The 21,074-nt window shown below is 40.4% G+C and carries 17 protein-coding genes, 1 tRNA gene and 1 pseudogene; 6 read left to right on the forward strand and 13 right to left on the reverse strand.

The annotated features are described in order from the left end of the window. Positions 1-28: 28 nt before the first annotated feature. Positions 29-250 carry a hypothetical protein gene (locus BANH1_RS07065; RefSeq protein ID WP_144050543.1) on the reverse strand — a complete coding sequence of 74 codons (222 nt, stop codon included), beginning with the start codon at positions 248-250 and terminating at the stop codon, positions 29-31. Positions 251-415: 165 nt separating this feature from the next. Between BANH1_RS07065 and BANH1_RS04800 the strand changes: the two are divergent. Continuing rightward, positions 416-1,298 (forward strand): annotated as a pseudogene (locus BANH1_RS04800) (metallophosphoesterase family protein). A gap of 367 nt (positions 1,299-1,665) precedes the next feature. On the opposite strand, the gene BANH1_RS04805 reads toward BANH1_RS04800, so the two are convergent. Further along, positions 1,666-2,577, reverse strand: coding sequence for a cation diffusion facilitator family transporter (locus BANH1_RS04805; RefSeq protein WP_015398280.1), 912 nt, complete (start codon positions 2,575-2,577; stop codon positions 1,666-1,668). Positions 2,578-3,734: 1,157 nt separating this feature from the next. Next, on the reverse strand, positions 3,735-4,964 hold the full coding sequence (gene mnmA / locus BANH1_RS04810) for a tRNA 2-thiouridine(34) synthase MnmA (protein ID WP_015398281.1): 1,230 nt from the start codon (positions 4,962-4,964) through the stop codon (positions 3,735-3,737). A 289-nt stretch (positions 4,965-5,253) separates the two neighbouring features. On the opposite strand from mnmA, the gene sciP reads away from it, so the two are divergent. Beyond that, positions 5,254-5,529 (forward strand): CtrA inhibitor SciP, encoded by a 276-nt coding sequence (sciP, locus tag BANH1_RS04815; RefSeq protein WP_015398282.1) that lies wholly within the window; start codon positions 5,254-5,256, stop codon positions 5,527-5,529. A 127-nt stretch (positions 5,530-5,656) separates the two neighbouring features. Here the strand turns inward: sciP and BANH1_RS04820 are convergent, their stop codons facing one another. Beyond that, positions 5,657-6,043, reverse strand: coding sequence for a hypothetical protein (locus tag BANH1_RS04820; RefSeq protein ID WP_015398283.1), 387 nt, complete (start codon positions 6,041-6,043; stop codon positions 5,657-5,659). A gap of 591 nt (positions 6,044-6,634) precedes the next feature. On the opposite strand from BANH1_RS04820, the gene ctrA reads away from it, so the two are divergent. Beyond that, on the forward strand, positions 6,635-7,336 hold the full coding sequence (ctrA, locus tag BANH1_RS04830; protein ID WP_015398284.1) for a response regulator transcription factor CtrA: 702 nt from the start codon (positions 6,635-6,637) through the stop codon (positions 7,334-7,336). 183 nt (positions 7,337-7,519) lie between these two features. Here the strand turns inward: ctrA and chpT are convergent, their stop codons facing one another. Then, positions 7,520-8,152, reverse strand: coding sequence for a histidine phosphotransferase ChpT (gene chpT / locus BANH1_RS04835; protein WP_015398285.1), 633 nt, complete (start codon positions 8,150-8,152; stop codon positions 7,520-7,522). Positions 8,153-8,373: 221 nt separating this feature from the next. On the opposite strand from chpT, the gene BANH1_RS04840 reads away from it, so the two are divergent. Both BANH1_RS04840 and BANH1_RS04845 read left to right on the forward strand, forming a co-directional pair. Further along, the gene (locus tag BANH1_RS04840; RefSeq protein WP_015398286.1) at positions 8,374-8,970 is read left to right on the forward strand and encodes a DUF1134 domain-containing protein; all 597 of its coding nucleotides are present in this window, start codon (positions 8,374-8,376) and stop codon (positions 8,968-8,970) included. Positions 8,971-8,995: 25 nt separating this feature from the next. Then, complete coding sequence (locus tag BANH1_RS04845; protein WP_015398287.1) at positions 8,996-9,667, forward strand: hypothetical protein; 672 nt, start codon at positions 8,996-8,998, stop codon at positions 9,665-9,667. A 772-nt stretch (positions 9,668-10,439) separates the two neighbouring features. Here the strand turns inward: BANH1_RS04845 and BANH1_RS04850 are convergent. Together BANH1_RS04850 and BANH1_RS04855 are read right to left on the reverse strand one after the other, a co-directional pair. Then, positions 10,440-11,558, reverse strand: a complete 1,119-nt coding sequence (locus BANH1_RS04850) for a DegT/DnrJ/EryC1/StrS family aminotransferase (RefSeq protein WP_015398288.1) — start codon at positions 11,556-11,558, stop codon at positions 10,440-10,442. Positions 11,559-11,594: 36 nt separating this feature from the next. Further along, positions 11,595-12,563: a Gfo/Idh/MocA family protein gene (locus BANH1_RS04855; RefSeq protein WP_015398289.1), complete on the reverse strand. Its 969-nt coding sequence runs from the start codon at positions 12,561-12,563 to the stop codon at positions 11,595-11,597. A gap of 167 nt (positions 12,564-12,730) precedes the next feature. Here BANH1_RS04855 and BANH1_RS04860 point away from each other — a divergent pair. Further along, a tRNA-Met gene (locus BANH1_RS04860) sits at positions 12,731-12,804 on the forward strand. Between the two features lie 727 nt (positions 12,805-13,531). On the opposite strand, the gene BANH1_RS04870 is transcribed toward BANH1_RS04860, so the two are convergent. From BANH1_RS04870 to BANH1_RS04895, 6 genes are all read right to left on the reverse strand, one after another. Beyond that, complete coding sequence (locus BANH1_RS04870) at positions 13,532-14,314, reverse strand: ABC transporter ATP-binding protein (RefSeq protein WP_015398290.1); 783 nt, start codon at positions 14,312-14,314, stop codon at positions 13,532-13,534. After that, complete coding sequence (locus tag BANH1_RS04875; protein WP_015398291.1) at positions 14,301-15,185, reverse strand: ABC transporter ATP-binding protein; 885 nt, start codon at positions 15,183-15,185, stop codon at positions 14,301-14,303. Before BANH1_RS04875 ends, BANH1_RS04870 begins: the two co-directional genes overlap by 14 nt. After that, positions 15,178-16,104 carry an ABC transporter permease gene (locus tag BANH1_RS04880; protein WP_015398292.1) on the reverse strand — a complete coding sequence of 309 codons (927 nt, stop codon included), beginning with the start codon at positions 16,102-16,104 and terminating at the stop codon, positions 15,178-15,180. Before BANH1_RS04880 ends, BANH1_RS04875 begins: the two co-directional genes overlap by 8 nt. A 2-nt stretch (positions 16,105-16,106) precedes the next feature. Beyond that, the gene (locus BANH1_RS04885; RefSeq protein WP_015398293.1) at positions 16,107-17,180 is read right to left on the reverse strand and encodes an ABC transporter permease; all 1,074 of its coding nucleotides are present in this window, start codon (positions 17,178-17,180) and stop codon (positions 16,107-16,109) included. 114 nt (positions 17,181-17,294) lie between these two features. Beyond that, entirely contained in the window at positions 17,295-18,911 is a 1,617-nt protein-coding gene (locus BANH1_RS04890) for an ABC transporter substrate-binding protein (protein ID WP_015398294.1), read from the reverse strand. 351 nt (positions 18,912-19,262) lie between these two features. Beyond that, positions 19,263-20,888: an ABC transporter substrate-binding protein gene (locus tag BANH1_RS04895; protein ID WP_015398295.1), complete on the reverse strand. Its 1,626-nt coding sequence runs from the start codon at positions 20,886-20,888 to the stop codon at positions 19,263-19,265. Between the last annotated feature and the right edge of the window lie 186 nt (positions 20,889-21,074).

Consider the following 21,074-nt stretch of genomic DNA (forward strand, 5'->3'; position numbering starts at 1 on the left):
TACGCGCCAGCTTTTATAGGAATCATTCTCACTGAACCAATAATATAGTCCCCAAAAAAGCGACAAAGGAAAGTTGGCGATTATGCTTACTACGTTTTCTCGATAAATAGCCTGCAATATATAAAAGATTATGGACGAAAATTAATTGATTAATTTGAACGCCACGGTCAATTGTTTCAATACAGTGATTCATCCTATTACCATTTGTAGAAAGAGGAGTGGAAAATTGAAAAGAAAAAGGTGTATCCATTACAAAGCATTTTTTCCTGGGAGCAGAATTATCTAAAAAGATTCTGTAAAATTTTCCCATAAACTGTTTTTTATCCCATAATCCCCTCTCATTTTATACCGTAAACAAGCTTGTCTTTTTTTCATTTTTCATTGTCTAAATTATTTTCAGCGTTATTCTAAAGTTATGTTTTATCTAGCCCATATATCAGATGTGCATCTTTCACCTCTGCCAGAACCGTCCTTATTTGAGCTTTTTGGGAAACGCATTACTGGCTATCTTAATTGGAAGAAAAAACGTAAAGGCTGGATGCAGCCAGATGTTTTAGATACTTTAATGCACGCATTAAAAAAGAAGGAACCTGACCATCTTGTGATTTCTGGTGACCTCGTTAACCTCGCCTTAGATAAAGAATTTGAACAAGCGCGCAACTGGTTACTCACTCAAGGTGAACCCCGAAATATCTCTTTAACGTTTGGTAATCATGATGCCTACGTCCGTGGGGCGTTCCAAAAGGCCTGTACTGTCTTTCAACCTTGGATAACCGGCGACCTTTCACTAAAGAACAACCTTCCCTTCCCCTATATGCGTATTCGCGATAATGTCGCTATTATAGGTGCTTCTTCTGCTATCGCCACGCCACCTTTTCAAGCTTTCGGATATTTTAGCGGCATGCAGGCACAAGCTTTATCCCAGCTTTTACACGAAGCTGCAGAACGCAGCCTCTTTCGCATTGTCATGATTCACCACCCCCCTTTTTCACCAGGCCGTTTCTTGGCGCAAAAAACTATGGGGTATAGAGCGTTTTCTAAACGTTATTAAGCACCACGGCTGCGAGCTTATTCTCCACGGGCATACCCATTTACCCACATTAAACATCATTGAAGGGGGAATTCCTATTGTCGGCGTCGCTTCTGCATCACAAGCTTTTGGTGAAAAAAAACCGCCTGCAAATTTCAATTTTTTTACTATTGAGCGCTCCAATCATCGATGGCATTGTCAATTACAGCGTTACAGTATTACGAATCAAAGTAACGAGGTAGCATGTATTGAAAGAATTGATCTTTAGCATTACGAGCAAATGATAAAAATGAAACTACCTTGCGATTTGTGCCTTATGAAACAATCTTAAAATCAGTCCTACAAAAACGCCACTGAAAGAGTAATTGCGACATTATCTTTCATCACGACGCCCAATATTGTTGCTACTGAATGAATGCTTATAATACTCAGTTACTAACACTTTAGTGCCTATGTAACTAATCATATATCAATGAGGCCCCTACACCACCTCTCGCCCTTTTTCTCCCTGGAGGAAGATAAAAGCCACCGGATAACCTTAATAGTAAAACAAAACGACCGCAGCAACAAGCGTTGCGCTTTCTATCTTCCTTAAAATTATTGCTATTTTCATAAACGAAGTAAAAGGAAACCCTTTATATAAAAGGGACAGCCGTTGTGCCAGGAGGCAACTTAGCTTCATTTTCAGGTTCTACGTGGATAATAACACGCGCATTATCAAATTCCGCTTCGAGGACATTTTCAATTTTATTACAGATGTTGTGTGCTTCCCCTACCTGCATTGCTGCCGGCACAACTAAGTGAAATTCTATAAAGGTCGCCCTCCCAGCAACACGCGTCCGTAAATCATGCACCTCAATTGCGCCGCACGCATTGGTCGAAATAAGATCACGAATTCGGACGGTTTCGCTTAATTCAACTCCTGCATCCATTAACCCTTGAGCAGCATTCTTCACCACTTTCCAGCCTTGTAAAAGGATGTGAACTGCAACTATTACCGCCAAAATCGGATCTAAAACAGCCCATCCACTCAAAAAAGCAACTAGCAATCCAACTAAAATGCCCAATGAAGTAAAGACATCTGTCATTAAATGCACGCCGTCAGCTTTAAGAGCTGGCGAACGGTAAATTTTCCCCTGCCGGATGAGAATCGCTCCCCACAAATAATTAATAATACTTGCTACAAAATGAATAGCAATCCACGTTCCAGGCTGCTGCAACGGTCTAACAGTAGAAAAAGCCGCCCACGTTTCTTTCAAAATCACAATTGCTGCGATAATAATGAACACACCTTCAAGGATAGCAGAAAAATATTCTGCCTTATGATGCCCAAAAGGATGATCTTGATCAGCCGGCTTCGTACTCACTTTAACAGCCCACCACGCTGCTAACGCGGAAAGCACATTAACAATTGATTCCAATGCATCAGAATAAAGCGCAACTGAACCCGTGATGTAATATGCCCAATATCTGAGAGCAGAAACAATACAAGCCACGACAATAGACCATATGGTTAATCTTTGTATCTCTATTGTTGTAGTATTCATAACTACGCACTCTTATTTGTTTGATAGGCAATAACAGTTCAACTACGTACCTTATTATATTTCTAGTATTCGCTCAATATCATAACGGATTCCGTATAAACTGAAACAGCCACCACCTCCCGCCCTATCATTCACGGCAGCTTATAAGCGACGAATATCACGGCTTAGATAGCACTAATTAAGAAAGAGATAATTGCTCAAAGCTATAAACTGAACTCCTCAAATAAAACGGATGCTCCCTACTTATCTCATGGTTAAAAATTACCGACTTCTCCTATACCCACTATACTTACACGTTACCTTTTATATTATATTTTACATGCCGATAAGCAGATCACACGAAGCGCAAAAAGGCTATTTAACGTTCTATTGAAAACTCCACCATTAATAGTATGGTCTCCGAAAGAGCCTCGAAAATGCAAAAGATCTTCAGTAAAGAAAGGAAAACATAGGCTGTAAGCCGAACCACCATAAAAAAAGAATCCGGGCATTGGGAACCCAGATTCTTTTCCCTTAGCATTAAGGAAATACAGGCCCAGGAAATAGCGGGGACCTGGGCCTTGTACCCGATACGAAAACAATATTGCGACGCACTCGGTATTCTCTTTTTATACCTATAGTTGCATTAAGTCAATAGCAATTCTACTTTAAATTTAAAAAATAACAAAAACCTCTATTTTCTATTTTATAGCGAAAAGAATATTCAGCATATGGCGGTTTATAAAAAGAATATTAAAAAAAATTGCCAAAATATTGAACAGCCTCATAATCCACTTTAAGGAGTAACAAGCAAAATTTTCGCCGGCAATGACTTTTAGAATATCCACACACAAGAGACATTAAAATTGATGGCATTATAGCAATTTTAGGTGATACGAATTTTCGTGCTTCATGTGCTTTTTTCTCCTGCCGTTCTTTTTTGAAGAAGCACAAATTACAAAATATAATGTGCCTATTTGAAAACAAAAATGATAACTCTGATCAGCTGCGTTTCTCGGCAATTAGGAGCTTCCGTACATCTGTGTAGCTTACTTTCGAAAGCCTTGAGCTGCCGCAACACCTGACTTACACTAGCGTATTTTACCAATTTTTGTGAAAAAAACTTAAAGTGATGATACTTTAAATTACAGAAACAACACATCCCTAGGCTGTATATTCTATCGATACGCAATAACCGTCTTTGCTTTAGATAAAACAGGAGCTTGTGCTTTCGAATCACATAAAACACGTTTTAACATCGCCTCGGCTTCAGCCGTACGTTCTGTACGTGTAATAAAACCACCCCCAAGAACACGCGCTTCATTATTATGTCCACTATAAAAAACACAAGCTTGACCAGGTGCTACACCACTTTCGCTTTCTAATAAATCAACAGAAAAAAGGCCTCCTTTATAATGTAAACGAGCAAAATGTGGAGGACGCGTTGAACGAACTTTTACAGCTATATCAACACCATCAGAGGGAAAATTATCTAATTTCTCATCACCGAGCCAATTCACATTACGTAAAAAAAGCTTATGTGTTTCTAACATCTCATGCGGACCAACAATAACGCGGGCATTTTCTGTATCTATGTGAATTACATAAAGAGCTTCGCCAGTTGCAATACCAATACCGCGACGCTGGCCAACAGTGTAATTGACGATCCCTGAATGTGTGCCCAGAATTTGTCCATCAATATGCACAATGACCCCAGGATTGTTGGCTTCCGGTCGTAATTTCGCAATAATATCAGAATATTTCCCCCTTGGAACAAAGCAAATATCTTGGCTATCATGCTTATGAGCAACAACAAAACCCATTTCTGCGGCTATTTCGCGGACACGCGCTTTCGGAAGATCGCCAAGTGGGAAACGCAAATAGTCAATTTGCTCTTGTGTCGTTGCAAACAGAAAATAACTTTGATCACGATCAATATCGAGGGGACGGAACAGTGCACGGTGAGTGCCGTGAGAACGACTACGAATGTAGTGGCCCGTCGCTAATGCGTCTGCGCCCAATTCCTGCGCAGTTTTTAACAAATCGGCAAATTTTACAGTTTGATTACAAGCCACGCATGGTATAGGCGTTTCTCCGTGTGCGTAGCTTTCCGCAAAAGGATCAATCACAGCTTCACGAAACCGTGCTTCGTAATCGAGGACATAATGAGGAATTTCTAATATTTCCGCCACGCGACGCGCGTCTTCAATATCTTGCCCTGCACAACACGTCCCTACGCGATTTGTCGCAGCGCCATAATCATAAAGCTGTAACGTAATCCCGACTACATCATAGCCTTCTTTTTTTAAGAGGCCCGCAACAACCGATGAATCAACTCCACCAGACATCGCAACCACAATGCGAGATTCTCCAGGCGGCCTCGGCAAATCAAGACTGTTCAAAAACATATTTACTCTCTGCTCTGCTTAAATACGCATTACTAGTCAATGTGCTCGTGCGTTTTACAAACTTTTCATATTACCTTTTTCTTTTTTCTACAACCATAACATCAGCTTCGAATAAGAGCTCAAAAACAAAAAAATTCCAAAAAAATATCACAATGTGCTGTTTTACTCATCTTTCGCCATTTTTTTTACATTTTATCTGACTTTGTTAATTCTTTTTCAATGAGCTTAGCTTTTCTTATGGATCATTCTTTATAAGTAAGCGGGTTTTGAATATAAAATAGAGAATATAATGACTAATTTGATGAAAACACAAACAAAATATGTTATTGGTCCAGACGGCGGTCCACTCACAATCGCCGATTTACCGCCAATAACGACAAAACGCTGGGTTATCCGCCGCAAAGCTGAAGTTGTTGCCGCCGTTAAAGGTGGATTATTAAGTCTCGATGAAGCGTGTCAACGCTACACTTTGACCTTGGAAGAATTTCTTTCATGGCAAAGTTTAGTTAATGAACATGGTTTAGCTGGACTACGGACGACGAAAATCCAACATTACAGGCATTGACGGTTATTGATAGTGAAAATTATTAAGTCCAGGAAGGTATTTCGGAACAGCCAGGTTTGATACGAGCTTGGCTGTTTTTCCTTTTAGCCCATAATATAAAGAATTTATCTTCGGCTTATAGCTTTCATCACCCAATCATAGAGCAAGATTGGACGGAAATATCGTTATCGCCCGCGACAGCCTTATCTTCCCGCATTTCAAGAGTTTGCATATGTTGAAGCTCTGAGTCAATTTCATGTAAAACGATCTCAGCATTTGTTTTTCGAAGCCGCAAATCACGAAGTGAGTCTGTGAGATTATCACACCTTTTCCGCGCAGCGCGCGCGAAAGCTGAATACGCAAAATGGTGAATATCATTGTTTCCGGATTTACGTTCCTCATGAACAATTTGCACTTCTAACTCTGATACCATTCGCGCAAATTCTGCAATCATCATCTCAAGTTGTGCAATTTCGCGACGCTTTTCGCGCGCTTGAAACCTTTTTAACCGCACTGTATTTTCTCGTGCCTTCATACTCGCTACTCCTTGGTCACGCTAACAAAAAACGTGCATCCGCGCTATTACACGTGCCTTCAGTACTATTTTACCAACAGCGTATCTCTTTTAGTTTCAGCAGCAACTCTTCCTGGCCTTCTTTAAAGCATCCGTAAATGCGACCAGATTTAAAAGTGCTCACTATTCCTTCACCGTCCTTTCCTGTTTTAGAATAAAGAGGCTTAAAGCTCGGTAAATAAATATTCAAACTTAGTAATAAACACAGAAATTTTAAACAAAAATAATAATTGAAATAACCAATTATCAAATTTTGTCTGATTCAAATGAACAAAAAGTATTAATGTATTTTTTATCAAACTGAAAAAATGCGAAATCTTTTCCAAAATAATTTCATTAACCTCTTCCAAAAACAAAAATATTTTGTTAACCACTGTCTAAGATAGTGGGGGAAACAGCGGCAATTGTTGCGCGTACTGCTGAACTATTCATAAACACTTTGGCGACAAATGTTTGATTTTATGAATCATTTTTTATTAACAGTGGTTTTACCAACTGTTCAGAATGAAGTTGCTCCACTTGATTCGGGAGGAGCGGAATGAGGGATTGAAAATGCGCGTGTTATTAATTGAAGATGATAAAACAACCACTCAAAGCATCGAATTGATGTTAAAATCTGAGAACTTTAATGTCTATATCACTGATTTAGGAGAAGAAGGTGTCGATTTAGGAAAGCTTTATGACTACGACATCATTTTACTTGACCTAAATTTACCTGATATATCAGGCTATGATGTATTACGGACCTTGCGATTGGCGAAAATAAAAACCCCCGTCCTTATTCTTTCCGGCATGGGGGGTGTTGAAGATAAAGTGCGTGGTTTCGGTTTTGGTGCCGACGATTATATGACTAAACCATTCCATAAAGACGAATTGATTGCGCGTATCCACGCTGTCGTGCGTCGTTCTAAAGGTCATGCTCAATCAGTTATTATCACAGGCGACCTGACCGTCAATCTTGACGCGAAAACGGTCGAAATTGCGGGCCATCCTGTTCATTTAACAGGCAAAGAATACCAAATGCTAGAACTTCTCTCTCTACGCAAAGGTACTACTCTTACTAAAGAAATGTTCCTTAATCATCTTTACGGCGGAATGGATGAGCCAGAACTCAAAATTATCGATGTTTTTATTTGCAAATTACGGAAAAAGCTCGATGCTATATCCTCTGGTGTAAACTACATTGATACGGTTTGGGGGCGCGGTTATGTATTACGCGATCCAGTTGAAGAAAACATACGTAAAACTGCCTAAATTACCAAAACACACATCCTAAAATCCCAGAAAATGATCTTCTGGGATTTTTTGTTCAGTGAAACCTATATAGGACACCTTTCTCGTATCCAAAATACTTACAAATTTAAGAAATTACGGACAAAAGATACTGACAAGCCCCAAATTTCTTTCTTCAATACAGCTTAAATAAGTTTACTCCAATCAAAGAATTTTTGTACTTTCTAAAATAACGCAACCATCAGTTTCATTCATGCTTATTTTCATAGCCGTTTCCTCGGCAAGAAGTAGCGTATAATAAGGTTGAATCGTATGAGCGTCGATTTCCAGACTTTTTCCACTGTATAACTCGACAAAATTGGCCGGAACACGTAGCGTTTTACCCAAAATTTCAAGCCGGAAAGAACGCTTACCTCCGTCTTGTGAAACCATTACACTTATTTCTCCCCCGCGAGAGACAATTGCATTTGCGATCAACAACAAATTAAGTAAGAGTCTAACTTCGTCCTTCGGCAAAATCAAAGCAGGGGCTTGCCATTTCAAAGTTGCTTTCCCTTCTGCTATATATTGTTGTGCAATTTTTCCGGCAAAGCTCGTATCTATTTGTCCTTCCCTCATCCCTGAAGAACCAAATGCTAGCCGCGCAAATTGCAAGCGCGCAGAAGCGTTCGCGACAGACAAACGCACTAACTGCAAAACATCTTCATCAGCTCCTGCTTCATCATAAAGTTCCATCGCATTTTGTATAGCACCAATAGGTGAAATCAAATCGTGGCAAATACGGCTACAAAGCAAAGCAGCAAGGTCGGTAGACTTCAAAGAAATAGCTAACGTCATAATTATCGGCAACCTCTGAATTTTTTCAAATAGGATTCATTTTGAGCTAAAACTATTAACATCCGGTACATACAAAGAACTTTAACAGCTACGCTAACCTTTTCTTTTTAGAATAAATTTAAAATTTTAAGCAATATTATATCTTTATCCTCTATCTAAATTAGAGAAAATCTTTTAATATTGCTCCCTCGTACGTAATTAAGAACTTAGAGAAAAATCCTATGTCTCTCTCTCTCCTATCACGCTGGTACATAAATATTGTATTTTTAATATATCTTGTATTCGCAGCTACAAATGCTGCAAATGCCCAAATTCAACCAAGGGAACAGGATAACCAATATTATTCTCTAAAAGAAATTATTGATTCTGGACATAATTTTTTTGGTAAAACTGCAGGTGGTATAGCAACTGCAATTGAAAATATCTTTTCGCGGCACGGTCGCCCAAATGCTTATATTTTAGGAGAAGAAGCCTCCGGCGCTTTTTTTGCCGGGTTAACCTACGGCGAAGGACAGATTTTTACCAAGCACTACGGTCAACATAAAGTTTTTTGGCAAGGGCCATCAGTGGGATGGGATTTTGGTGGTCAAGGTTCTCGTTTAATGGTCCTAATTTATAATCTCGACAGTATAGGTAATTTATGGGGGCGTTATGGTGGTATTTCAGGTTCAGCCTATTTAATAGCGGGGGTTGGTTTCCATATCCTAAAACGCGATGACACCCTGCTGATCCCAATCCGTACAGGAGTTGGCGCGCGTCTTGGCATCAATATGGGGTATTTAAAATTAACGTCCACACCAACATGGAATCCATTTTAGGCAACTTTTGTTGAAAAAGATAATTATGCTTATCCAGTCAATTCTTTCTTTTATTCTCGGGGTTTCTGTAACTGCGTGGTTATTAGTGCTCGTCGCTCCCCTTATTTGGCGAAGAGCGCTTTATTTTGCGCGTCAAATCGTTTCTGCGAAAATTCCGTTATCGCTCACTGAAATGCAGGCAAATAAAGACTTTCTTTGCGCTCAGCACGCTGTAGAATTAACGCACCATAAACAAAAATATGATGCTTTGCAAAAAAAATACGCCCAACAAAAAATACAGCTTAGTCGAGTAAAAAAACAACTTTATCAATTTGTTACAAACAAACAGTGTGCTCATCATCCCCTCCCCGAAACGGAAACTACTGCGGAGGAGGACGAACAGGATGTCATTGTAACCAGAACTTTTGCCGCAGAAATTGAAACTATGCGTGAGAAAATGGCGCATTATCAACGACGCTTACAAAAAATTAAAATCGATGAGCTTGACGTTACTTCAAGCAATCAACTCTTAAGTGAATTACGCGAAGAAACAAAAGAATTAGCAGCCACATTAGCCGCTCAAATAGCCATGAAAGAAGGAAAAGATTCACCCATCGACACATTAACCAAAAACTCTGAGGACGGCAAAGACCTTGCGTCCTACATTCGCAAAAAAATAGCCTGTAGCTCTGAAACGCCTTCTACAAAGCGCTCCTGACATAAATTACTCAAATACACAAACATCATATCGATTTTGTTTTTGTGATCAGAATTATAGTCAAGCACATAAAAGGCATTTGCCACGCTTAAAAGGGTGTCTTTGACCCAAGAAACTTCTTATAGAATTGCCCTTCTAAGGGATAAGCTCAGTAAACCAACTGCCAGAAAATAAATATCCGGTATAGTTGGCCAGCATAATGGCAGCCCACCGCGACCAATTTCACAGTTTTTTTAAATAATAACCGACTGACGGACAACAGACCGCCGCTAATGGAACTTTGGTTGCGGTATCTGCAGCAACAGTCTTAACTATGATCATGAAAATTTCATTCAATAAGATTTTGGGCAAAGCCGTCATAACTTTAAACTCTGCGCATGAACTGTATTTGAACTATCCCTTAAAAGAGCTCTCAACTATTAATTCAAAGCAAAACACAATTCAGCGCTCGCGGCCATATACTGCATCTGGCCTTGCTATTTTTGCGTCTTCACTTCAAAATAGCCGGTATTTTTACAAACAGCCACCAACTTAATATCTGCCCCGCTTTAAATCTTACTACCGGTGATTTTACGATAGCAATTTTTATGATTTATAAATGCCAGACTACCTACAACACTAAACTCATCAAAATTTTTCGCATCATTTACCGGATTTATCTTCCCTCTAATGATTTAAAGTTCATTTTTTAGCACACCTCTTTGCCAAAAACTGTACAATCCCCGGAAATCAACTTAAATAAGCGGCTTTTTAGGTTACAGACAGCCTTCTTTTAAGAGCGATAAAAATCCCTTATGCGCTGGATAATCGTATCCTGATCACTCTGCGATAAATAGGGATACATAGGTAAACTTAAAACGCAATTTCCCAGAGATTCAGAAACAGCAAGAGAGCCCTTTACATACGAAAAATTTTTATAAGCTGGTTGTAAATGCAACGGAGTATTATAATAAACCATTGTAGGGATAGAACTTTCTTGTAAATAAGCCTTTAATTGATCGCGATTTTCCACCTTAATGGTATATTGCGCATAAGCACAACGAATGCCTTCTCCAACTTCAGGAACAACAACGATATCTTTTAAACCATCGGAATAGCGTTGAGCAATCACTGTACGCTTTTCCATCTCATCTTCTAAGATGATGAGTTTTTCTAACAAAATGGCCGCTTGAATCGTATCCAACCGCGAATTTAAACCAATACGTACATTGTCATATTGTGTCTTCCCTTTGCCATGAAATAAGATCGAACGTAAAAGCGCCGCCAGATCGTCATCATTGGTCATCATGGCACCCCCATCACCGTAACACCCTAATGGTTTTGCCGGATAAAAACTGGTTGCTGCGACATCACCACAAGCTCCGCACATAACATTACCATTTTTACCTCCTATAGATTGAGCGGCATCTGCGATAACAAAAAGGCTCTCTTTTTCAGCTACCGTAGCAATCTTAGCGTAATCAGCTGGTAAGCCAAATAAATCGACGGAAATAATTGCTTTCGGTTTGAGGCGTCCCTCTTTTTTGATCATTTCAATCGCTTCACCCAATTTATCAACGTCGATATTGAATGTATCAGGCATAACATCCACAAAAATGGGTTCCGCTCCCACCAAAGCAACAACTTCGGCAGTCGCGGAAAAAGTGAAACTAGGGCAAAAGACAGCGTCACCTGGGCCAATATTTTTAGCCATGAGAGGCATCTTCAATGCATCAGTTCCATTGGCACACGCGATCACGTTCTTAACGCCAAGATAGTCTGCTAACCTATCCTCAAATTCCGTTACTTTCGGTCCCAAAATATATTTACCACTAGCTACTACATGTGCGATTGCAGCATCAATTTTGTCTCCAATGCGCACACGCTGCGCCCCAAGGTCAATGAATTGCATATTAACTCCGTTGATAATTATGGTAACGCGAAAACGCTACTCATCTTTTTTGTCATGATGATTAGTACTAGCAGCAGTTAAAATCCGTAAAACAGCAACGGCATCATCGCCATTTGTACAAGGCGATTGACGCGTCTCAATACAATGAAGAAAATGCTGTAATTCATTGGTAAGCGGTAAACTTTCACCAACGCCGATATAACGGGACTCACCAGCGTTAAATATCCATTCTTGATTCTCCTGCCAAACAGCGAAGCGATGAAACGCCAATTTGCGACTCCACGGTTCCATATCATCAAATACAAGCACAGCTTTTGTGCCGACAACTGTCAAACGCCTTTCACGGTACAGACTGAGACGTGAAACAAAAAGATGGCTGTGTATACCATTCGGAAATGTCATATGAATATGCGCAAAATCAGAAAGCTGATCAATCACCGAGGACCCCTCTCCGCGGACTCCGGAAGGCTCACATCCCGTTAAAGCTAAAATCATTGAAAGATCATGAGGAGCAAGATCCCATAAAGCATCGCTTTCTGCATGAAATTTTCCGAATCCTAACCGATGAGAATAAATATAACGCACATCACCTAATTCGCCTTTTGCCACCAACTCACATACTTTTTCAAAAGCAGGATGGAACCGCAAAACGTGCCCCACCATAAAAATCCGCCCGTATTCACCAGCAACTCGAACTTGATGCTCGGCATCAGCTACGTTCAAAGCTATCGGTTTTTCCACTAAAACATCTTTACCGTTTTTAATAGCACGCAGCGCATTTTCTGTGTGAAATTGCGGAGGTAACGCTAATACCAATGCATCAATATCTACGCGAGTAAAAAGATTGTCGGGCGCAATAACTTCGACATCGTGCGTACGTGCAACCTCCCTAGCGCGATCTACATCAACGTCAGAAACTGCCGCTAAAGCTCCAAGACTTTGGAGGGTTCGTATGTGATTCCCTCCCCAATAACCACACCCTAAAACCGCTATACGTGGCACCATTTTTTATGCCTTATCCTGCAAACATATAAACATTACACTTCCCACTTACTCCATATCGAGGATAAAATAGAATGACAAGAGAAAAGCTTAAAAACGACGCTTGACATTTTGCTATTCTACCCCTTATACCCGCCAAAGATAAAATCATCATAATGTCTAGATATCTTGGCGGAGTAGCTCAGTAGGTTAGAGCAGAGGAATCATAATCCTTGTGTCGGGGGTTCAAATCCCTCCTCCGCTACCGGTTCTTTCTTTACGGCATTTTTCCGCAGAGCTTGCGTCTTATATCTCTGATCAGCTCTAGTGGGTGTGGCCATGGTCATTTTCCATAACAGAATAATAGCCCAACCAGTAAAATACGCATAAAGTCCCTTGCAAGCAAAAAATTGGAAAAAATGCTATAAAAACACCTATTTTGGCTTATCGGAGCCCAGAGAAGGAATTTTTGCAGAAAATGGTTTGAAACTACGTGTCAATATTGCCGATTTAGCTTCTTCATACTCAGTTTCTATAAAGAAAAATCGTTTTACGTACCTTCCTTACCTCTCGTTTTTTTAAGAAAAGAGCAGCACTCAGAAATTTTTGATAAAAAGGAAAAGCTAAAGATGTAAAAATGAAACACATGCCGTAAAACAATCAAACGGACGACCCTTGTCTCAATAACAGAAACGACCCACTAATTTTCTGGGCATCTAGATTTTCAGCCGTCCAAATAATAATCGCCGAAAATTAAATCAACCTCAAAAAACAATGATAGTGATGATCATAAAATAACGAAATACTCTCGCGGCTATAATTAACCGCATAACCGCAGTTCCAAATAATAGCAAAAACAACAAGACACGTTCTTGACACAGCTCCGAGCGCAGAATTTATGCTCACGAGGCACTCGATATAAGAGAAAAGTAAATATCCCCTGCCTCAACGAAAAAAAACAAAGAAAATTTTTCTCCTTTTTACAAAAATTATCAGCCCCCCCCAACCCTATGAGCAACAGGCTCAATGCTAGCCTCAAAAAACATCTTTGTATAATCATCCTTTGCACGTAAATGACGCAAATCATCGTTACTTAACTCTTCAAGAATAACCCCTTGATGCATAATTCCAACACGTTCGCATATATGTGCAACAACAGAAAGATCGTGGGACACCATCAAATAAGTAAGTTGTTTTTTCTCTCTCAGTAATTTCAGCAAATTCAAAATTTCGGCCTGTACCGATACATCCAATGCAGATGTTGGCTCGTCGAGTAACAAAACTTCTGGCTCAATAATTAAAGCACGCGCAAGAGCAACGCGCTGGCGTTGCCCACCGGATAACTCATGTGGGTAACGATAAAGAAATGAAGAGTCTAGACCAACCGCACTCAAAGCATCACATATCCGTTCCTTCCGATTACCCATACCATGAATCGTGAGGGCTTCAGAAAGAACTGTATGCACCATTTTTCTTGGATGAAGTGAAGCATAAGGGTCTTGAAAAACCATTTGAATACGGCGCAAAAAAGCCTTATCCCTCTCCTGCGACACTTTTTCTCCATCAAAAATAAACTGTCCACTGTGACAAGGAATAAGCCCAACCAATGTATTCAAAATGGTCGATTTTCCACATCCAGATTCACCAATTAAGCCGTAGGCCTCACCCCTCTTAATACTAAAAGAGACATTTTTAACAACCATTTTTGCCTCATGCCCACGCCTAAAAGTCACAGACAAATCAGAAACATCGACAATATTTTTATAATTGGCCATGGCTATCTCCTGCAACACCATTAACAATTGTAGGACTATTCAACCAATCAGGATCCCTTTCAGGAACAGCTAAAACATCAACGGGCTTATCAAGACGCGGTAAACTAGCCAGTAAAGCCTTAGTATAGGGATGGCATGCGCGAGATAAATCGCATGCAGGTAATTCTTCTAATATACGGCCAGCATACATTACTAAAACACGATCACAAAAATCGGCAATCATATTCAAATCATGACTGATAAAAATAAGTCCTGTGCCAGATTTTATCACAAGCTCATCCAAAACCGTTAAAACTTGACGTCTCACTGTAACGTCAAGCGCAGACGTCGGCTCATCTGCGATAATTAAATCAGGTTTAGGAATAAGCATCATAGCTATCATGACCCGCTGTCCCATTCCACCTGATATTTCGTGAGGGAACAACCGCATGACATGTTCAGGATCGCGAATATGAACAGATTCCAGCATAGAAATTGTTCTTTCCCGTGCGTCTTTTTTTGAAACCTTGTAATGAACACGGTAGGCCTCCATGATCTGCTCCCCAATCCGTATTAATGGATTAAGAGAATATTTTGGATCCTGTAAAATCATCGAAATACGCCTTCCTCGAATAGTGCGCATCTGAGTTTCATCCGCAGCTAACAAATCTATATCCCCAAAGCGCATTTTTTTGGCTTTGATGACTGCCGATTTTGGGTTTAATTTCAAAATGGCGCGCCCGGTTGTTGACTTTCCGGATCCCGATTCTCCGACAATTCCAATTTTTTCTTTTCCGACAGAAAAATTAATACCACGCACGACCTCTGATAGGCCGCGCGCACCAGGAAAAGAAATTCGTAAATCTTTTATTTCTAATAATTTTTTATCCATTACGTGGATCCAATATATCGTGAAGTCCGTCGCCTAAAAGGTTAAAGGCAAGACTGGTAAATAATATCGCACAACCTGGTATCGCCGCTAACCACCAACTTGTCATCATAAATTCACGACCCGTTGAAAGCATCACACCCCATTCAGGGCTTGGGGGTTGAGCACCCAACCCTAAAAAACCCAGACCTGCCGCCGTCAAAATAATCGCCGACATATTTAGTGTTAACCGCACAATCACTGAAGGGATACACATCGGCGCTACATGAAGGAGGATAATTCGCCAAATAGACGCGCCCTGTAAGCGAATTGCCGAAACATAATCAGATGAACGTATAGTCAAAGTCTCAGCGCGTGCTAAGCGCGCCACCGGCGGCCACGCAGCAATTGAAATCGCAATTGCTGCATTTTCAATGCCGGGCCCTAAAGCTGCTGAAAAAGCGAGGGCTAAAATTAAACTCGGGAAGGCAAGGAAAACGTCGACAATACGCATCAAAACGGTATCAACCCACCCTCCTATATAACCAGATGTAACTCCGACAATTAACCCTATAGGCCCTACAATAACTGTAGTTAAAAAAACAATGTAAAGGGTAATACGCGTACCAAAAATTAATCTACTAAAAATATCACGCCCCAATTCATCTGTTCCTAGATAATGCGAAAGAGATGGCGGCTGCAACCGGTGAGCAAGATCGTTATTCATAATATCGTGGGTAGCAATCCAAGGTGCAAAAATCGCGCATAAAATAACAATAGAGATAACAGTCATACCCAATAGAGCCGAAAGATTACGAAAAAAACTGATCAATGAACGATAAATTTTTTGTATATTCGCCTGAAACGCCGACTGTGGAACGGAAGTACCCAACCAACGTCTCAGGGAAAGAGGTGATCGCGATTTATTATAAGTTTTATCCATATTTAACGTGTCCTTGGGTCAAAGATGCGGTAAAGTAAATCAGAAAGTAAATTAATAGCAACGAAAAAACACCCTATGAGAAGCGTACAACCAACGACAGCATTCATATCTCCTGCTAGAAGTGCTGTGGTTAAATAGCGCCCAAAACCAGGCCACGCAAAAACTGTCTCTGTTAATACAGCGCCCTCCAATAAAAAGGCATAAGAAAGTGCCACAACGGTAATAACCTGAACAGCTGCGTTGCGAAAAGCGTGCTTCCAAACTGTTCGTCTCCACGATAATCCCTTAACACGCGCGGTAACAATATATTCTTGATTCAACTGTTCAACCATAAAACTGCGCGTCATGCGACTAATATAAGCCATAGAACCAAAAGCTAAAATTAAGGCAGGCATAATAATATGGCTAAAAACATCTCTGAAAGCCTCCCACTGCCCTTGTATTGCGGTGTCCCAGAGAAAGAAACCTGTTCTTGGTTCAAAAGAATATTCATAAACGAAATTAATACGACCTGGACCCCCAATCCAACCCAATTTAGCATAAAATACGAGTAACGCCATCAACCCCAGCCAAAAAGTCGGCGTTGAATAACTGACCAGTGTAAAAACACGAACAAAATAATCAATGAATGAATCACGATACATTGCTGCGAGAACACCAAGCGGAATACCAAAACCGGTACCAATAATGGTAGCGACTGTTGCAAGCTCCAGCGTTGCAGGAAATACACGTGCGATATCCGCTGAAACGGGATACCCCGAAGTCAAAGAATCCCCGAGATCAAATGAAAAAACGCTTTGAAGATACTTCCAGTACTGGACAACCAACGGCTGATCGAGGCCCAATTTATGGAACATTGCGTCATACGCTTCCTGGCTAATATTATCACCCAGGATAGCAGTCACGGGATCTAGAGGAAGAAGGCGACCAATAAAAAAAGTGACCGTCACCAAACCGAGCAACGTAATAAACACCGAAAATAACAGCTTAAACACTTTATACAAAAAGGCCCACATACGCAAATTTTTCTGCTTTTGTGATATGATTGTATCAGCTTTCAAAAATGACAAATTCATTACAGTAATTTCCTACATACTTATGAAACATAAGTCCGGCAACTCCTTGACTCCGGAGTCAAACGAGCCCTCCGTTAAGCGTCGTATATGATCGCTATTTGTGACATGCTTCACTTATTTTTCCGCTTCGTTGTAATAAAGCCTAAAGCTATTCCAAACCCATTTTTTCACCGCTGGCCCCATACCGATTGTATAATACGTTTGAAATAAATAAACCATAGGACCATGATCAAGCATATAATGCTGTAGATCACGGTACAGCTCAAGGCGTTTATTTTGATCTTTCTCAAATAAAGCATCCATCACCATTTTGTTTGCCCTTTCGTCGTAATAACCGGCCCGCAAAGCCAAGTACATACCGTACTTTTTTGTAAATGTCGGATCAGGATTAAAAACATTATGTAATGAAGGAGGATGTCCATCAGAATCAGCTGTATTCCACCCCATAATAGCCATGTCATATTTCCCATTACGGACACGGCTTAGTAACTGGGACTGCGCCATTCTTTCAATCGCAAGATCAATACCAATTTTGCGCGCATTCGCTTGGATAGACTGTGCAACGGGAGACATATAGGAGAGACTCCCAATCAAAAAATTGGCCTTGAAACCATCAGGGTAACCCGCCTCACTCATTAATTGTTTTGCTTTTTCTAGGTCTAACTTAAACGGCGTCCCTTCTTTTTCATCTAAAGCGCCTGACACACCTAATGGCATATAACTTGCGCGAGGGATTGCAATACCCTTTAGAATAGTTTTACCGAGGGTGTCATAATCGACCAGATAACGCAGCGCTAATCTCACCTTTTCATGAGACAAAGCCGGATTCCTATTATTCAACGATAAATAGACGGACTGGGGCCGTAAAATCCGATTAATTTTGACCGCCCCTTCCTGCTTTTCAATATCTAAAACATCGTCTGAAAGCAAATCACGTGCGATATCCACATCACCTTTTTCCAAAAAGAATCTTTGACTTGCCGATTCGGCTACATGGCGAATTATAAATTCTTTAATTTTTGGCTTATTCCCCCAATAATGCTCTGTAGCCTGTAATACAACCCGCTCTCCCGGAATCCAACGTGCTAATTTATAAGGACCAACACAAGCTGAATGAGAAGCTAAATACTTATTTCCCATATCACCATCAAGGCTATTTTTTTCGAGTGTTTGCCTGTCAAGCAAAGCAGAAGCGGGAGACTGCCCAATTACACTTAATATAAGATGGATAGGATAAGACTTATCAAACTTCATCTGCAAAGTTGTATCATCGACTGCCCGAATATTTGTTTCAATATTCTCTTTGGTAAATCCATAGTCCATGAGAGATTGAGCATAACCAAACCCCAATTTAACAACCCGTTGCATTGACCATGCAAGATCATGTGCCGTTGCAACCCTCCCATCATCAAATTTTAAATCATCACGAAGGTGAAAAATAACGAGTTTCCCATCATCCAAAACGTCCCAAGACCGAGCCATAGAAGGGCGAATTTTTGCGGGATCGTACTTGTCAAACTCCACCAAAGCACTACAGATATTGGTCAATAACTCGCTTGTTACAGTTTCAAGTGATTGTGCCGGATCAAAATTGTTAATAGAATCGATATTCCATGCCATCACCAGCATATTTCTAGACGTCATGCCCAGCGATGCTGATGCGAACCCGATTAAAAAAACGACTAATCCTAATAAAATACGGAAGTTGCTGAGCATTCTGTGTGAACTCATTTTATCGCCGCCTTTTGCATCGCACCCAACCTCTCACAAACAGAGCAGCGATGGCTTTTTTCATTACTTTTTCATCACAAAACACTGCACCAACTTTCTGAACAATTAAGGTGCGTTCCTTGCCGCTATTTTATAGTTAAAATCGCGAATTACCACCTTAGCACGCCAGCAGACTCTCCCCCAATGATATTGCGTACTACATCATCGATGCTTATTAACATAGATGAACCATACTTTAAATGGATAGCTCCGTGCTCAAAATTTCTAAAAAACTACTTTACGCAAGGAGCTATCTTCATCTCTTACTCTACAGTTACTCTTTCTTCGTATTTTTATGATCTAAGAGAGTCCTCATTTCTCGATCGAACTATAAAAAACGCGCCCTATGCTGTTCCAGGGCCACTTTTTAACAGTCGGAGAAACGGCCGCAACGTCGTACCTTTGAAAGATGAAAGCATAAGGCCCTTTCTGCATAAGTTCACGCTGCAAATCAGCGTATTTCTGCATCCGTTTTTGTGTATCCTTTTCAAATAAAGCATTTTCAACTTTCTGATTCATATCTGCATCAAAATACGCAGTATCCCAGCTAGTATAAGCTGTATTTCTAGCCTCAAACCGATTATCGGGGTTATAAATCATGCGCGAAGCCATTGTATGAGGATCCACAGACTCGTTAATCCATCCCGCAAAAACAGTATCGAAAGCACGCGCATAAATCCTTGAAAATAATTGCGCCCCCGCTAGACGTTCAATCTTAATATGCACTCCCACTTTTTTTGCGTTATCTTGAATAGACTGGGCAATCGGTAGATTTTGCGCAGCCGCTGCTATCAAAATAGTTGTCTCGAACCCATTTGGGTAACCAGCTTCGGTCAAAAGCTGTTTAGCTTTTGCAATATCAAGTTTAAAAGGCAATCCTTCTTTCTCATCTAAAGCACCTAAAGCACCGAGAGGAAGAAAACTTGAACGCGGAATACCAATACCCCTGAGCACCGTCTTTCCAAAACCATCATAATCAATGAGATAGCGCATAGCTAAACGCACTTTTTCATTGGCAAAAATAGGATTCGCCGTATTGAATCCCCAATACATCATAGATGGCTGCAATATCTTCTCAACTTTTATATCTGTTGTTTTTTGCAGATCTTCTAAATCTTCAGGCACCAGATTACGCGCTACATCGATGTCTTTTTTTTCCAACAACAAGCGCTGCGTACTTGGCTCAGAAACATGGCGGATAAGTATCTGTTTAAGTTTAGGTTTCTCCCCCCAATAATGGGAATTAGCGCGCAGCACGACCGCTTCTCCAGAACGCCAACTGACCAACCGATAAGGCCCAACACAAGCCGCATGAGCAGTTAAATATTGGTGCCCCATATCACCTTTTTTTTCGTGTTTCAGGATTGTTTCACGGTCAAGCAAAAAAGAAGTACGGTTAGTAGCAATATGATTAAGAATAAGCTCCGCGGGATAAGGCTTATTAAATTTCATTACTACAGTTTTGTCATCCAATGCTTGAATAGCATCATCGACTGTTTGCTCTGTAATACCATATTCCGTGAATGTTGCTGCGGTAGCCATATTCAATTTAACAACCCGTTTCATACTCCAAACGAGATCTTGAGCACCAGCAGGGCGACCATCAGAAAATTTCAAATCGTCACGTAAATGAAAAGTAATTGTTGTACTATTGTCATCACCAGAAACATCCCAACTCTTCGCTAAATTTGGCACAATTTTAGTCGCATCATCCGGGGAAGAATCAACCAAACTATCACAAACATTGACAATAATTTCTTGGCTGTAAAGATCATTGATCTGCGCGGGATCAAATGTATTGATTCCTTCAAGGTTCCAAGCCATTACAAGCGTATTGGCGGGCGTACCTGCCGACGCTTGCTGCAAAAGCGCGCCCACGACAACACATGCAGAAACAAAAGAACAGCTTCCCTTAAATATCTTTTTTCTGGTATTCATTATTTTCCCCTAAAACTTCACCGCGTGAATCGATTATTTTACGCTCCGGTGGAGCTTATAACAATAAAACTGAATCAACACAATGGAAGCATTATTTTACACAGTTATTTCTGGCTTGGTTGACTAATATCGCCTCTTAGTAAACCGTGAAAGCACGTATTATACTCTATTAAACACATCTCTAAT

Origin of the sequence: Bartonella australis AUST/NH1 (assembly GCF_000341355.1) — a bacterium.
Classification (GTDB): domain Bacteria; phylum Pseudomonadota; class Alphaproteobacteria; order Rhizobiales; family Rhizobiaceae; genus Bartonella; species Bartonella australis.